Below are 14,780 nucleotides of genomic sequence, written 5' to 3'. Positions count from 1 at the left end.
ACGTCCCCGAGGTCGCATCCCGGGATCGCATCCCGGGGGCTCAGACGCCGACCGGCTCGGGGTGCTCCTCCACCCGGGGCTGCGGCTCGCCCGGCTGCAGGTCCGCGGGCCGCTCGTCGAGCTTGACCAGGACGACCCCGGTCAGGATCAGCGCGCCGCCCAGGAGCTGGATGGCTGCGGGCATCTGACCCAGCAGCACCCAGGCCCACACGAAGGAGAACATCACCTCGGTGAGCCCGACGAACGAGCCGAGCTTGGAGCCCAGGCGACGCGTGGCGGCGATGCCGGTGGCGTAGGCGATGGCCGCGGCCACGACGCCCAGGAGCAGGATCGCGACCCACCAGGGCAGGTTGGCCCCGGCCAGGGTGATGTCGGTCGTCGCGATGGTCATCGGGACGATCCCGGCCAGCCCGGCGGCGATCAGTGCCAGCGTGCCGATGGTGAGGCCGCCCGTCGCGAGCACCAGGGGCGGCAGTCCCGTGCTGTCGTCGGCGGACACCACGAAGTAGACGGCCAGCCCGACCGCGGCGCACAGCCCCCAGAGGACGCCGATCATGTCGACCTGGACCGCGCCGAAGACGTCGAGCACGAAGACGAGTCCTGCCACGGCGACAGCGGCGCCAATAACCGTCAGGGGGCGGGGCCGCTGGCCGTGGCGCAGCCAGAGCCAGCCGACGACCAGGATGATGCCGAGGTACTCCAGCAACAGGGCCACCGCGACCGAGATGCGCTCGACCGCCATGAAGTAGCTGAGCTGGCAGGCCGCGACGGCCAGCAGGCCGAACAGCGCCATGCTGACCCAGCCGCGGCGCAGCAGGTGCCAGCGGCCCCGCATCATCAGGGCGCCCGGCACCAGCAGGACGAGAGCCGCGACACCCACGCGCCAGGTCACCGCCGCGCCGGGCGACCAGCCGGTGTCCAGCAGGCCCTTGGCCACTGATCCGGACGTGCCGAACGTCATGGCCGACAGGACGGCCAGGGCGAGGCCGACGAGCGTGCGCGAGCGCATGGGATCCTCCTCACGGATGGTGTGCCGGCCCAGACACGGTCGTCATGGGTCAACGGAAGTTACACTGATGACGGTACGCTTCCCCCACGTCAGGAGTCAAGATGATATTTGCTCATGACACCGAGGTCTCCCTCGCCTCGACGGTGGCGCTGATCAACACGGCCCACGAGCCGGTCGGCCTGACCTCGACCGAGGAGCTGGACGCCTTCGTGACGGAGTGGCGGTGGACGGGCAGTCGGACCCACGACGAGGCCGAGCTGAAGCAGGTGCTGCGGCTGCGGCGGCGGCTGCAGGCGATGTGGCTGGCGCCGGAGGAGACGCTCGTCGCCGAGGTCAACCGGCTGCTGCAGGACTGCCGGGCGCTGCCCCAACTGGTCCGGCACGACGAGTGGGACTGGCACCTGCACGCGACCCGCGATGACCAGCCGCTGGGGGAGCGGATGGCCGTCGAGGCCGCGATGGCGCTGGTCGACGTGATCCGCTCGGGTGAGCTGGAGCGCCTGGCGGTCTGTGCCGCCGACGACTGCGACAACGTGCTGATCGACCTGTCGCGCAACCGGTCCCGACGTTACTGCGATGCGGGCTGCACCAACCGAATGGCCGCCCAGGCCTACCGGGCCAGGCGCAGCAAGGTATAACAACTATAACGCCACTGGTGGTGTATAACAGATATAACAACGCGACCGCCACGATCGGCAGTCCGGCATGGATGGGCTGACCGCCACGATCGGCAGTCTCACGTGGGTGGGTCGCCGCCACGATCGGCAGTCCGCGTGGATGGGCTGAGAGGAGTCGCAGTGGCTGGTGCCAACCCGTTCCGTCCCGGCTTCGGCGTCTCGCCCCGGGTCCTCGCCGGGCGTGACGAGCTGCTCGAGGAGTTCGACACCGCCCTCGATGAGGGGCCGGGCTCACCGCTGCGCTCCGTCCTGGTCAGCGGTGCCCGGGGCATGGGCAAGACAGTCATCCTCAACGAGCTGGAGGAGGCGGCGCGCACCCGGGGGTGGTTGGTGATCCGGCTGCCGGAGACCGGCGACCTGCTCGAGGAGCTGGCCTCCACGCTGCTGCCGCGCCTGCTGGCGGAGCACGACAGCGAGCGGTCGGTCCGCCGCCGGGTGACCGGCGCCGGGGTGGCCGGCGTGGGCTCGGTGACGACGACCGCGCAGGAGCGCTATCCCGTCCGGGAGTCGGCCTCCACGCTGCTGGAGCGCCTGCTCGACGTCCTCGCGGGCCACGGCACGGGCGTGCTGTTCACCCTCGACGAGCTGCAGGCCGTCGACCGTGACGCGGTCGCCGCCTTCGCCTCGCTCTACCAGCACCTCGTGCGGGACGAGCGCGACGTCGCCCTGGCGGCCGCTGGGTTGCCGGTCGGCGTCGACCAGTTGCTGCAGCACAGCGGCACGACCTTCCTGCGGCGGGCCGAGCGGGTCCAACTCACAGCACTCAACGCGTCGGACGTCACCGAGGCAGCGCGGCTCACGATCGAGGACGCCGGGGGCTCGATCTCCCGTGAGGGCCTGGACGTGCTCGTCGAGGTCGTGCACGGCTACCCCTACCTGTTGCAGCTCGCCGGCTACCGCGCCTGGCGGGAGGCGGCGGACAGCCCGATCACCGAGGCCCACGTCCGCCGGACCACTCCGCTCCTGTCCGAGCGGATGGGCCGGCTGGTCCACGAGCCCGCGCTGCGAGAGGTCCCGCAGGCGCAGCGGTCCTACCTCGCAGCGATGGCCCAGGACGATGGCGCGTCGTCGACCGGCGCCGTGGCGGCGCGGCTCGGCCTCACGGCCCAGCACGCCAACGTCTTCCGGACCCGGCTGATCCAGCGGGAGCTGATCGCCCCGGCAGGTCACGGCCTGGTCGACTTCGCCCTGCCCTACCTGCGGGAGCACCTGCGACGGCAGGCTGCTGACTGAGCCGGTCGCCAGCCCCACCGACGGGACGCGCGGGCGTGCCCTACCCTGCGGTCATGGACCCGCACGACGACCTGACCCCAGCCACCCGAGCGGTCGCCCTCGGCCGACCCGAGCGGGAGCCGGGGGAGGCGGTGGCGCCGCCGGTGACGTTCACCTCGACCTATGTCGCGGGCGGGTCGGTGACCTACGCGCGCGTCGGCAACCCAACGTGGACCGCGCTCGAGGAGGTGCTCGGCGGTCTCGAGGGTGGTGACGCCCTGGTCTTCGCCTCGGGCCTGGCCGCGATCGACGCGGTGCTGACCCTCGTGCCGCCGGGTGGCCGCGTCATCGCGCCGGGCCACGCCTACAACGGCACCACCGGGTTGCTGCGCGAGGCCTCCGCCGAGGGCCGGCTCGAGGTCGTCACGCTCGACATCTCCGACACCGACGCGGTGGTGTCCGCACTCGACGGAATGGCGGGCGGTCGCGACCTGCTCTACATCGAGTCGCCGACCAACCCGATGATGGAGGTCGCCGACATCCCGGTGCTGGTCAGGGAGGCCCGGGCACGCGGCATACTCACCGCGGTCGACAACACCTTCGCCACCCCGCTGCTCCAGACGCCGCTCGCCGACGGCGTGGACCTCGTGGTGCACTCGGCGACGAAGTACCTCTCCGGCCACTCGGACGTCCTGATGGGCGCGGTGGTGACGGCACCCACGGAGCAGGGCCGGGCGCTGCGGGAGCGGATCCTCACCCGGCGCTCGCTGCACGGCGCGATCCCCGGCCCGATGGAGGCCTGGATCGTGCTCCGTGGCATCCGCACCCTGGCCGTTCGTCTGGAGCGCGCCTCCGAGAACGCCCGCGTCCTCGTGGAGCGGCTCGAGGCGCACGACGCGGTGAGCCGGGTCCGCTACCCCGGCGTCGGCGCGATGGTCTCGATCGAGGTCGGCGACGGCCCGGACGCCGCGGACCGCGTCTGTGCCGCCACCCGGCTGTGGACCCACTCGACCAGCCTCGGCGGCGTCGAGTCACAGCTCGAGCGCCGCCGCGCCCAGCCGCTCGAGGTCGAGACGGTGCCCGAGTCGCTGATCCGGCTGTCCGTCGGCATTGAGGACGTCGAGGACCTCTGGCGCGACCTGTCCCGCGCCCTCGATCAGGCCTGACCCCGCAACAGCGGGCCAGCGGCATCATCGGCCACCGGGCCCGACCCGCCGACGGCGAGCACACGGCATACTGCCTGCATGAGCCTCTTTGCGGTGGTCTACACCTACTCCGACGACACGGCTGGCCGGGACGAGCACCGGCCCGCGCACCGCGCCTTCCTCGGCGGGCTCGCCGACGAGGGCACCGTCGTCGCCTCGGGGCCGCTGCTCGGCGACGGGCAGTCCCGCGCGCTGATCCTGCTCGAGCAGGACTCCGCCGAGGCGGCCCGCGAGCTGCTGCGCGAGGACCCGTTCGCCCAGCAGGGGCTGATCGAGTCCGTGGACGTCCGCGAGTGGGACGTCGTCATCGGCAGCATCGCCTGAGTCAGCCCATCCGCCGGTAGCCGTAGAGGTCGCGCTGGGCCTCGTTGATCCAGATCGTCCGGCCGGGGTTGTCCAGGTCCGGCACCTGCAGCGTGCGGCCGTAGGTCTCGTCGATGAGCAGCGCCTCGACCCCGACCTCCCGCAGCGCCGGGATGAGGGTCTCCACGTCGCCGTCGAACTCGAACGCCAGCTCCACCTCGGGCTCCCCGTCGGTGTCGTGCACCGCGACCATCCCGCCGCCGGGGAGGGTGTAGTCGGTCCAGACATTGCTGTCCGCGACCAGTCGACCCTGGGCTCCCATCCCGCGCAGTATGTCGCGTGCGCCGTCCACGTCCTGCGTCACCCAGATCGGGAGCACCGACAGCGCCGGGTCCGCGGGTGCCGGCTGCTCCGGCGCGGCCACCGGGTCGACGGTGAAGGTGGTGCCGTCCGGGGCCGTGACGGTGACGGCCCTGCCGTGGGGCGCCTCGCCGAGCGTCCCCGGCACCGTGGCCCGGGTCCGGGCGTGCCACGCGTCGAGGTCGGCCACCTCCCAGCCCAGCGTGGTGAGCCCGGCGGGCCGGTCCTCACTCGCGGCGTGCAGGGCCAGGCGGCCGGAGCCGATGGCCAGCACGGTCCACCCGGGCGCGTCGGTCACCACCGTCGCGCCGAGCGTCTCCAGCCACCGGCGGTGCGCGGCCGTGTCGGCGGTGAAACGGATCGGGCGTGCGGCCAGCTGGTGGGTCACTTCTGCTCCTCCTCGAGGTAGGCGCGGACGATCTTCTCGACCAGGGCGGACATGCTCATGCCCTCGTCGATGCCGCGGTGCTTGAGCTCCTTGATCAGGTCCTTGGGCAGATAGACGTTGAACTGCGCCTTGTCGGTCATGTTTAGGATGCTAGCAAGCGAGGCTGACGCCCGCAAGCAGCGGGTCGCCCCTCGCTCGCCGCCCGAGCGCGAGACCTGACCCGTCCTTGTGCGGGGCACCTCAGACGCGGGTCACAAACGTCCCGCGCTCGCCGTTCACCAGGTCCGCCGCCTCGCTGAGACTGCCGATGGCGGCCGCGACACCGTGCCCGCCCCCCTCGACGAACTGGCACACCGCCTCCACCTTGGGGCCCATCGAGCCGGCCGGCAGGTCGAGGGTGCGCAGGTGCTCCGGGGTGGTGCGCTTGATGGGGTGCGGGTCGTCGGAGCCGAAGCCCTCGATGACGTTCTCCACGTCGGTGAGCACCAGCAGCCGGTCGGCGTTGAGGCGCCGGGCGAGGAGTGCGGCCGAGCGGTCCTTGTCGATGACCGCCTCCACCCCGCGCAGGTCGCCGGTCTCGGTGCGCACGACCGGCACACCCCCTCCGCCGGCACAGACGACGATGATCGACTCGCCGAGCAGGTGGTCGATCAGCTGGGTCTCGATGATCTCCCGCGGCCGAGGGGAGGGGACGACCCGCCGCCACCCGTCGCCGTCGGCCTTCACCGACCACCCGTGCCGCTCGGCGAGCTCGCGGGCCTGCTGCTCGTGATAGACCTCCCCGACGAATTTCGTGGGGTCCTCGAACGCCGGGTCGTCGACGTCCACCAGGGTCTGGTTGATGATCGAGGCGAACTGGCGATACGGCCGCTCGTTGCCGATCGCCTGCAGGATCCAGTACCCGATGAGCCCCTGCGTCATCGCCCCGAGCGCGTCGAAGGGGTAGGACTTGGTCAGCCGCGGGTCCGCCGCGGACTCCATCGCCAGCACCCCGACCTGCGGGCCGTTGCCGTGGGTGATGACGACCGAGTGGTCGTCGGTCAGCGGCGCCAGCTGCCGCATCGCGAGCCGGATGTTGGCCACCTGGGACTCGGCGTCGGGCACCTGCCCGCGCTGGAGCAGCGCGTTGCCACCCAGCGCCACCACGATCCGCATGGGGAGAGTATGTCGGGTGCCCACCCGACGCGTGCGGGTTCCCACGCCGGGGCGGGGGTCAGTCGCCGGCGTCCAGCAGCGGGTTGAGGTGCCACGAGCCGAGCGCCCGCGCGGCCTGGCGGGCCCCGGCGGTGAGGGCCGCACCGATGTCCGCTCCGTCGAGGGTGGCGTGCAGGAAGCCGGCCAGGAAGCCGTCCCCCGCGCCGTTGGTGTCGACGATCTCGGCCACCGGCGATGCGGGCACGGACCACTCGCGGTGGTCGGCGTCGACGGCCCGGGCACCGTCCGCGCCCAGGGTGCAGACCACGACCCGGGCGCCACGATCGACCAACCGGTGCATCAGGTCCCCGGGGCTGGCCGTGCCGTCGGCGTTGAGGAAGACGTGGGAGGCCGCGTCGGCGAAGGCCCCGTGGAACTCGGCGTGTCCGTCGTAGTCGTGCAGGTCTGTCCACAGCATCTCCCGCGGCACCCTGGCGCGGCGCGCCACCTCGAGGGTCCAACCGGCGAGGTCGGCCACCACCGCGCGGGTCGAGGCGAGCCGTCCCGCCAGGGTGGTGGTGACCTGGCCCAGGGCCCCGGGGGCAGGCTCGGGCAGGGTCAGGTAGATCGAGAGACGGGCACCCTCCCGGGTCATCAGGTTGGTGTGCCGTTCGGTCCCGGCCACCGCCGCGACGCGGTCAACGGCGAGGCCGGCGCGATCCAGGGCGTCGGTCACCGACCGCCCGGCGGGGTCGTCGCCGACCACCGTGGTCAGGGACACCGGGCGCCCCAGGTCTGCCAGGTGCAGCGCCTTGCCGGCGGAGGTGCCGCCGAGCGTCTCGACCGCGGACCGGGCGAAGACCGTCTGTGGCCGTGGCTCGGGCAGCCGGTCCAGGTGGATGAGGGTGTTCCAGGAAGCGGGTCCGAGGACCTCCACGTCGACCATGGGTCCATCCTGGCCGCGACCGGCGGCCCCGACCAGCGACGCGGCGCACGCCACGCGCACTGGCACGATGGGTGGATGCGCGCGTTCTTCGCGGTGCTGCCGCCGCCCGACGTCCTCGACCACCTGGCCGCCCACCTCGAGCCGAGGCGGGAGGCCGACACCGATCACACCTGGCGGTGGACCCGCGTCCAGCACCTCCACCTGACCCTCGCCTTCCTCGGTGACCTGCCAGACCACCGCGAGGACGACCTGGCCGCCTCCGCCACCGAGTGGGCCGGCCGCCAACGACCGGTCAGTATGCGGTGGGGCCGGGCCGGCGCCTTCCCCGACCCGGGCGCGGCGAAGGTGATGTGGATCGGGGTCACCGACGAGGAGGTCGGCCGTGAGCTGGCGGGCTGGTCACGGGCCCTGCGCGACCTGTCGAGCCACGCCGGCGCGGACGTCGACGGGCAGCGGTTCACGGCCCACATCACCGTGGCCCGGTCGCCGCGGAGGGTGAAGGCGGGCCGGTGGGTGCAGTCGCTGGACGCCTACGAGTCCCCGGAGTTCCTGGTCGACGAGGTCGTGCTCATCGAGTCCCACCTGGGGGAGGGGCCCGGCCGGTCCCCGCGCTACGAGGTGCGCCACGCCTTCTCCCTCGGTTCCCCCCAAAAAATGTAGTGGTTTTGCAGGTCCCACACGCCTTTTCGTAGTGGTTTTGCAGGCGCCGGAGACCCCCGCTATGTCCTGCAACTGCAGGGCCCTGACCCTGGGGCTGCAGGACACAAACCCCGACTCCCTGGAGGTCAGTTCTGGATCAGGCGCAGCAGGGTGCCGTCGGGGTCGATCAGCGCGCCGACGCGGCCGCCCCAGTCCTCGACGCGCGGCGGGTGCAGGCGGGGGTGCCCGGTGGTGGCCTCGGGGAGACCGGCGCCACGGCATACGGCGTAGAAGCCATCCAGGTCGTCCAGCCGCAGGCAGCAGCTGAACGCGCTGGTGAGCGGGTCGACGTCCGGCCACGGGAAGAACTCCAGCCGGAGCTCCCCCCGCTCCAGGATCAGCCAGCCGTCGTCGTGCCAGGTCTCGACGAAGCCGAGCGCGGCGTAGAAGGCGGAGGTCCGCGCCAGGTCGGAGGAGGGCAGGTTGGGGTTCGCGTGGTCGCTCACGGGGCTGCTCCCGCCGGTCGGGCCGTCGCCGGTGCCTGGTCGACGACTGCGGGGTCGACGACTGCGGGGTCGACCACGGCGGGCTCCTGCAGGTCCGCGACGGGCGGCTCGAGCAGCACGGCCGGATCGTCGTCGACCTCCTGGCTCAGCTCCTCCTCGGGCACGGGCACGATCTCCTGGGTGCTGACGCCGAGGTCGGCCCCGCAGGTCCGGCCCTCCTCGGGGTCGGCCGCGACCCGGTTGCCGTTGATGACCGTGACATTGTCGAACTGCGGCCGTCCGGAGACCAGGTTGCGGTAGGTGTAGCGGGTCAGCGACTGGACCGAGCAGTCGGTGCCGAAGGCCAGGATGTCGAAGGCGTAGGGCTGACCCACGAGCTCACCGGCGGTCTCCTCGTCCTCACCGGTCGTCTCGGGGACCTGGAAGTGGTTGACCAGGCCGCCGCCGGTGAACGTCCCCACCTGGATCCGGTTGCCGTCGAGGTCCGGGGCGTGCATGTGGCCGTTGACCTTGACGCCGCCGGTGTCCAGCGGGCGCAGGGCATAGGGCTGGTGGCTCACCAGGACGTCCGGCAGCGGCCAGCCCTGGGTGCCCTCGGCGAAGCGCTCGGCCGCGGCCGCCTGCTGCGCGCCGAAGTCGTCGTTCACCTCGGCGAAGTAGCGCCAGTCGTTGAACCCCTCGATCCGTACCCCCGCGACGTCCGCCTCGACATACTGCCCGGCGGTGGGCTCGAGCAGGATGACGTTCGGGATCTGCTCCAGCCGCCGCAGCAGCGACTCGTCGGTGGCGTTGAGCGCGTCGTGGTTGCCGCGGACGAAGACATACGGGACGCCGAGGTCGGCGATCGCGGAGTACATCCCGGCCAGCTCGCCCTCCTGCACCCGGCCGAAGTTGAGCATGTCGCCGGTGTCGATGACCGCGGTGATCTCCTCGTCCTCGACGATCTGCTGCACCAGCGGGTAGTAGTTCATCCCGTGCACGTCGGAGATCAGCAGGAAACGGGCGCCGGGGTCGGCCGCGGTCTCGGCGGGGACGAACTCGTTCTGCAGGGCGTCCGAGAGCGCCAGCAGGTTCTGCACGTAGGGCGTCGCGCGCTGGGCCTGGCCCTGGATGTCCGTGAACATGCCGCCGCTGCCCCGGACCGTGCCGAGCAGGCTGGTCGCCTCGAAGGCGGCGAAGTTGGTCGCGCGGTAGGTGGTGATCGCGGCCAGCGACGGCACCGTCACCGCCAGGACCGTCGCCACGCCGACCGCGGTCGCCGACCGTCGCCACGGCAGGTGCGAGCGCCCGAGCAGCCACAGCCCAACGACCGCGGCCTGGGTCACGAGCACACCGCCGACGAACTTGAGCGCCAGGTTGCGCAGGCCGCTGTTCATCGCCTCGCGCACCTCACCCTCCTGCGGGGTCAGCGCGTCCACGTCCACGCGCCCCCGGGTGAACAGGTCGGTGATCTCCTCCTTGACCTGCAGCCGGGCCTCGATGCCGGGCGCGGGCAGGGGTCCGGCGAAGTGCAGGTCGATGTCACCGAAGACCGTGGGGGTGTGGACCACGTTGGCCTGGAACGGCGAGGGGGAGACCCGCACGGCGGCGCTGAAGTTGTCGGTCTCGGTCGTGATCGGCCACAGGTTCGTGGTCGCCATCCCCCCGGCGTAGCCCACGACGGCGAGGACCAGGACGGTCAGCACGGCACGCAGCCGACCGGCCCACGCACGGGGTGGGGCGGTGCTGCGGGTCACGGGCTCTTCCGCTTGAGTCATCGCGTCTGGAATCTTAGGTGCCACAGCGACGAATACCGCCTCGAGGCGGAGGAGAGGAGCCGGACGTGAGCCCGACCCCCGACAGGAACACCCCGGACACGAACCCCTCGGACAGGAACGCCCCGGCCAAGGACACAGAGCAGTCGGCCGACGTCATCGTGGTGGGGGCGGGCCTGGCGGGGCTGGTGGCCGCCGCCGAGCTGGTCCAGGCGGGGCGGTCGGTGATCCTGGTCGACCAGGAGTCGGCCGATCACCTCGGCGGCCAGGCCTGGTGGTCGTTCGGCGGGCTGTTCCTGGTGGACAGCCCCGAGCAGCGCCGGATGGGCATCAAGGACAGCTTCGACCTGGCCTGGCGGGACTGGCGCGGCACTGCCGGGTTCGACCGGCTCGAGGACGAGGACAGCCAGGCGGTGCGCTGGGCCCGTGCCTATGTCGAGTGGGCCGCGGGGGAGAAGCGAGCCTGGCTCCATGAGAAGGGCGTCCGCTTCTTCCCCGTCGTCGGCTGGGCCGAGCGCGGCGACGGCACGGCCGACGGCCACGGCAACGGGGTGCCGCGCTTCCACATCACCTGGGGCACCGGCCCCGGCATCGTCGCCCCCTTCGAGGCAGTATGCCGTCAGGCCGCCGCCGAGGGCCGCCTCACCCTGGCCGGTCGGCACCGGGTGACCGAGCTGGTCACCACCGACGGCACCGTCACGGGGGTGCGGGGCGAGGTGCTGTCCACCGACGGCGTCGGGCGGGGTGTCCGCAGCACCCGCAGCGTCGTCGACCACTTCGACTACACCGCCCAGGCGGTGGTGGTGACCTCCGGGGGCATCGGGCACAACCTAGACATGGTGCGGCAGTTCTGGCCGGAGCGACTCGGCACACCGCCGGCGGCGGAGAACATGGTGGCCGGTGTCCCGGCCTACGTCGACGGCTCGATGCTGCCCCTGGTCGAGGGCGTCGGCGGGCGCCTGGTCAACCGGGACCGGATGTGGCACTACGTCGAGGGGATCCAGAACCACTCGCCGGTGTGGGACCACCACGGCATCCGCATCCTGCCCGGCCCGTCGTCGCTGTGGCTGGACGCGGAGGGTCGCCGGCTGCCCGCGCCGCTGTATCCGGGCTTCGACACGCTCGGCACGCTGGCCCACCTGCGGCAGACCGGGCACGACTACTCCTGGTTCATCCTGACCCAGGCGATCATCGAGAAGGAGTTCGCGCTGTCCGGGTCGGAGCAGAACCCGGACCTGACCGGCAAGAGCATCGCGCAGGTGCTCGGCCGGGTGCGGCCGGGAGCGCCGGGACCCGTCCAGCGGTTCATCGACGACGGGATCGACTTCGTCAGCGCCGACACCGTGGAGGAGCTGGTCGCCGCGATGAACGAGCTGACCGGCGACCGGCTGCTGGAGGCGAGCAGGATCCGGGCGCTGATCGAGGCGCGCGACGCCGAGCTGGAGAACGAGTTCGGCAAGGACGCCCAGGTCGCTCTCGTCCGGGCGACCCGGCGCTACCGCGGGGACAGGCTCATCCGCACGGCCGCGCCGCACCGGTTCCTCGACGTGGAGAAGGGTCCGCTGCACGCTGTGCGCCTGCGGGTGTTGACCCGCAAGACCCTCGGCGGCGTGCAGACCGACCTGGGCTCGCGTGCCCTGGGCGTCGACGGCGACCCGGTCCCCGGGCTCTACGCCGCGGGCGAGGTCGCCGGCTTCGGTGGCGGTGGCGTGCACGGCTACCGGTCCCTGGAGGGCACCTTCCTCGGCGGCTGCCTGTTCAGCGGCCGCGCCGCCGGCCGGACGGTCCATACGGACCTGGGCTGACGGCCAGGGCTCGGGCGGGGCGGCCCACCGCCGCCACCGGGCGCGTCGTGTCGCGGCGGCCGGCCCACCCGGCACCTCGTGTCGCGGGCGCCGGCCCCACCGCCTGACAAGCAGTGGAGCATCGTGTCGGCCGGTGGTGTCCCTCGCTGCGCGCGCCCGGAGGGGCGCTTGCGTGTGGTTGCATGAGTCCATGCGTGGGATGGGTCTCGGACTGGCGGTCACCGCCCTGGTGTGCAGCGGCTGCACGCTGGGTGACGGTGAGGGCGAGTCGGTCGAGATCACCACGACGGACGCGGCGGGCCGCACGACCGTGGTGACCCAGGAGGTCACGCAGGCTCCTGAGCCCACGGACGGCGAGGTCACGGACGCGGCCCCCACCACGGCGACCCTGGTGCCCACCGTCCTGGACGTCCCCGGGGGCACCCGGATCGCCTTCGACATGCCAGACACGTGGTCGATCGTCGAGCTCGGCACGGCCCAGCGGACCGAGCCACCAGACCCGAGCGCCACGCTGCCGCAGCAGTGGTGCCTGGTGCCGGCCGACGAGCTGCCGGCCATCGACGGCTGCGCGGGGGTGCTGCTCGCCGCCGGCCCGGACTGGCTGCCCGGGCACGCGGGCACCGCATACTCCCCCCGCCAGGTCGAGGGCTGGCACACCACACCCGGCCCCCTGCCCTGTCCGTTCGCCGACGACGGCGGCATCGCCGACGCCGCGACTGTCACCAGCACCCCGGACGCGGCGGCGATGACCGAGGCGCCCACGACCCCCGACGACTCCGAGGTCGACCTGCTCGTGACCTCGGCGGAGGGCCTGCCGCTGACCACGACGCAGAGCGAGGTCAACGGCCGGACTGTGACCTACGAGACCTGGCGGGCGACCTGCAGCCTCACCGAGGAGGCCGCCATGACGCCCCAGGTGTGGCACGACCTGGACCTGGGCGTCCTGGTGCGGGACTACTTCGGCAGCCCGGACACGATCGCGCTCGTCTCCTCCCTGCGGAGGGGCTGATGGACCTGTCGGTGCTCCGGCGCAAGGTCGGCACGGCGGCGCTGGTCGGCTTCCGCAGGATCCCCGGGCCGCTGAAGCGCACGCTGGTGCGGGCGGGCACCCCGAGCTACACGGTCGGGGCGGTGTGCCTGGTCGAGCACGACGGGGAGGTCCTGCTGCTGTGGCAGCCCCACCGGCTCGGCTGGAGCCTGCCCGGCGGTCTGCTGGGGCGCGGGGAGGAGCCCGAGGACGCCGTGCGGCGCGAGGTGCGCGAAGAGGTCGGGCTGGACATCGAGCCCGGCGACCCGATCGCGGTCGGGGTGCACGCCTCGACACAGCAGATCGACGTGATCTACCGCGTCCGGGTCGCGGAACGTCCGCAGGTCGCGTTGGCGACCGAGGCCCGCAAGGCGCGGTGGTGGAGCCCGGCCGAGCTGACCGAGACCGACCACGAGACCCGGCGCATCCTGGAACTCGCCGGCAGCGTGGACCACGAGCCGGCGCCGGGGCGCCTGGTGGAGGAGGCATCATGAGCCGGAGGTCGTGGAGGGTCCTGCTCGCCGGAGGCAGCGCGCTCGCCGTGCTGCTGACCGGCTGTTCGGACGCGGCCCCCGAGGGCACGCAGCCGCCGGCGACCTCGCGTGCCGACGCCGCTCCCGAGCAGGACGGCGGCGACGCCACGGCCGGGCCCACCCAGCAGCCGCCCCCGGACGACGTCGAGGTGACGACGGAGGCCCCCCAGGCCATCGAGCTGCCGCGGGGCGGGACCGAGATCTTCCCCCGCTTCCGGCTGTTCGGCTACTCCGGCCTGCCCGGCTCGCCCGGCATGGGCCGGATGGGCATCGGTGACCTGGACGAGCGGGTGGTCGAGATGGAGGAGCGTGGTGAGGAGTATGCCGGGGGGCGGGACCTCCTGCCCGTCCTGGAGCTCATCGCCACCGTCGTCCACGCGACGCCCGGCGCCGACGGGATGTTCCGCACCTACATCCCCGAGTCGGTGATCCAGGATCACCTGGACGCCGCCCGCCGGCACGACGGCATACTGCTGCTGAACATCCAGCCCGGCCGGGCGGACTTCATCGACGAGGTCAAGCACTACGAGAAGTGGCTGGTCGAGCCCGATGTGGGCGTCGCCCTCGACCCCGAGTGGGCGGTCGAGGACGGGCAGATCCCCGGGCGGGTCTACGGCCGGACCACCGGGGAGGAGTTGGACGAGGTCGCCGCCTACCTGGCCAGCCTCGTCGAGGAGCACGCGCTGCCGGAGAAGGTCATGGTCTATCACCAGGTGCACCCCGGCGTCGTGCGCGACGAGCAGGACCTGCGCCACCACGACGGGGTCGTGCTGATCAAGTCGGTCGACGGCATCGGTGCCCCGTCGGACAAGATCAAGACCTACGACCTGGTCAACGAGACGAAGCCGGAGCACGTGGTCCCCGGCTTCAAGCTCTTCTACGAGGAGGACCTCGTGCTCGGGCCGATCATGACCGGTGAGGAGGTCCTCGGCCTGGACCCCCAGCCGGAGTACATCCTGTTCGAGTAGCCCACTCCTCCCGCCCGCAGGCCCGTCCCGGTCTGGAGCTCCGGGGCGGTCCCGTGCACGTGCCCCCGCACACGTGCCGCCCCCACACAGAGCTGCCCCCACACAGGTGAAGGGCCCTTGGCAGTATGAGTGCCAAGGGCCCTTCAGGGTGATGGGGACGAGGGTGACATCCCATCGATGGAGCCGGGTCTCTCTACTCCCACCAGCGGTGTCACCGTGCTGGTGCGACAGGCGAGCCCGTCGTCGCGAAGGGGCAAGCCCTACGTTGCGGATCGAGTATTCCGGTCCATCCCGCCTTCCCTCTCGGGAGTGCG

The 14,780-nt window shown here is 72.3% G+C and carries 16 protein-coding genes; 9 read left to right on the top strand and 7 right to left on the bottom strand.

What is annotated here, in order from left to right; translation table 11 throughout:
• Positions 1-40 precede the first annotated feature (40 nt).
• On the bottom strand, positions 41-1,009 hold the full coding sequence (locus MWU75_RS12120) for a DMT family transporter (RefSeq protein ID WP_247090996.1): 969 nt from the start codon (positions 1,007-1,009) through the stop codon (positions 41-43).
• A 101-nt stretch (positions 1,010-1,110) separates the two neighbouring features.
• Between MWU75_RS12120 and MWU75_RS12115 the strand changes: the two genes are divergently transcribed.
• The 4 genes from MWU75_RS12115 to MWU75_RS12100 all read left to right on the top strand — a co-directional run bounded on the left by MWU75_RS12115 (position 1,111) and on the right by MWU75_RS12100 (position 4,427).
• Positions 1,111-1,647 (top strand): CGNR zinc finger domain-containing protein, encoded by a 537-nt coding sequence (locus tag MWU75_RS12115; protein WP_247090994.1) that lies wholly within the window; start codon positions 1,111-1,113, stop codon positions 1,645-1,647.
• Between the two features lie 159 nt (positions 1,648-1,806).
• Complete coding sequence (locus tag MWU75_RS12110) at positions 1,807-2,919, top strand: ATP-binding protein (protein WP_247090992.1); 1,113 nt, start codon at positions 1,807-1,809, stop codon at positions 2,917-2,919.
• A gap of 53 nt (positions 2,920-2,972) precedes the next feature.
• Positions 2,973-4,064 (top strand): PLP-dependent aspartate aminotransferase family protein, encoded by a 1,092-nt coding sequence (locus tag MWU75_RS12105; protein ID WP_247090990.1) that lies wholly within the window; start codon positions 2,973-2,975, stop codon positions 4,062-4,064.
• A gap of 78 nt (positions 4,065-4,142) precedes the next feature.
• Positions 4,143-4,427, top strand: coding sequence for a YciI family protein (locus MWU75_RS12100; RefSeq protein ID WP_247090988.1), 285 nt, complete (start codon positions 4,143-4,145; stop codon positions 4,425-4,427).
• A 1-nt stretch (position 4,428) separates the two neighbouring features.
• Here MWU75_RS12100 and MWU75_RS12095 read toward each other — a convergent pair whose 3' ends face one another.
• From MWU75_RS12095 to MWU75_RS12080, 4 genes are all read right to left on the bottom strand, one after another.
• Positions 4,429-5,154, bottom strand: a complete 726-nt coding sequence (locus tag MWU75_RS12095; RefSeq protein ID WP_247090986.1) for a hypothetical protein — start codon at positions 5,152-5,154, stop codon at positions 4,429-4,431.
• Positions 5,151-5,294, bottom strand: coding sequence for a CopG family transcriptional regulator (locus MWU75_RS12090; protein WP_247090984.1), 144 nt, complete (start codon positions 5,292-5,294; stop codon positions 5,151-5,153). Before MWU75_RS12090 ends, MWU75_RS12095 begins: the two co-directional genes overlap by 4 nt.
• 100 nt (positions 5,295-5,394) lie before the next feature.
• Positions 5,395-6,309 (bottom strand): carbamate kinase, encoded by a 915-nt coding sequence (locus tag MWU75_RS12085; RefSeq protein WP_247090982.1) that lies wholly within the window; start codon positions 6,307-6,309, stop codon positions 5,395-5,397.
• Between the two features lie 58 nt (positions 6,310-6,367).
• Complete coding sequence (locus MWU75_RS12080) at positions 6,368-7,234, bottom strand: carbohydrate kinase family protein (protein ID WP_247090980.1); 867 nt, start codon at positions 7,232-7,234, stop codon at positions 6,368-6,370.
• Positions 7,235-7,309: 75 nt separating this feature from the next.
• Between MWU75_RS12080 and thpR the strand changes: the two genes are divergently transcribed.
• A complete protein-coding gene (gene thpR, locus MWU75_RS12075; RefSeq protein ID WP_247090979.1) occupies positions 7,310-7,894 on the top strand; it encodes an RNA 2',3'-cyclic phosphodiesterase in 585 nt (194 codons plus the stop codon).
• Positions 7,895-8,019: 125 nt separating this feature from the next.
• On the opposite strand, the gene MWU75_RS12070 is transcribed toward thpR, so the two are convergent.
• On the bottom strand, positions 8,020-8,379 hold the full coding sequence (locus MWU75_RS12070) for a bleomycin resistance protein (RefSeq protein WP_247090977.1): 360 nt from the start codon (positions 8,377-8,379) through the stop codon (positions 8,020-8,022).
• Positions 8,376-10,136, bottom strand: a complete 1,761-nt coding sequence (locus MWU75_RS12065) for a metallophosphoesterase (RefSeq protein WP_247090975.1) — start codon at positions 10,134-10,136, stop codon at positions 8,376-8,378. Before MWU75_RS12065 ends, MWU75_RS12070 begins: the two co-directional genes overlap by 4 nt.
• Positions 10,137-10,201: 65 nt before the next feature.
• On the opposite strand from MWU75_RS12065, the gene MWU75_RS12060 reads away from it, so the two are divergent.
• The 4 genes from MWU75_RS12060 (at position 10,202) to MWU75_RS12045 (ending at position 14,466) form a co-directional block, all read left to right on the top strand.
• A complete protein-coding gene (locus tag MWU75_RS12060; protein WP_348647765.1) occupies positions 10,202-11,938 on the top strand; it encodes an FAD-binding dehydrogenase in 1,737 nt (578 codons plus the stop codon).
• 190 nt (positions 11,939-12,128) lie between these two features.
• A complete protein-coding gene (locus MWU75_RS12055) occupies positions 12,129-12,947 on the top strand; it encodes a hypothetical protein (protein WP_247090972.1) in 819 nt (272 codons plus the stop codon).
• The gene (locus tag MWU75_RS12050; RefSeq protein ID WP_247090969.1) at positions 12,947-13,459 is read left to right on the top strand and encodes an NUDIX domain-containing protein; all 513 of its coding nucleotides are present in this window, start codon (positions 12,947-12,949) and stop codon (positions 13,457-13,459) included. Before MWU75_RS12055 ends, MWU75_RS12050 begins: the two co-directional genes overlap by 1 nt.
• A complete protein-coding gene (locus tag MWU75_RS12045) occupies positions 13,456-14,466 on the top strand; it encodes a hypothetical protein (RefSeq protein WP_247090967.1) in 1,011 nt (336 codons plus the stop codon). Before MWU75_RS12050 ends, MWU75_RS12045 begins: the two co-directional genes overlap by 4 nt.
• Positions 14,467-14,780 lie beyond the last annotated feature (314 nt).

The sequence above is a fragment of the Ornithinimicrobium sp. F0845 genome (assembly GCF_023015765.1).
Taxonomy (GTDB): Bacteria; Actinomycetota; Actinomycetes; order Actinomycetales; family Dermatophilaceae; genus Ornithinicoccus.
The sequence above is the reverse complement of the archived record's forward strand: the minus strand, read 5'-3'. Positions and strand labels throughout refer to the sequence as shown.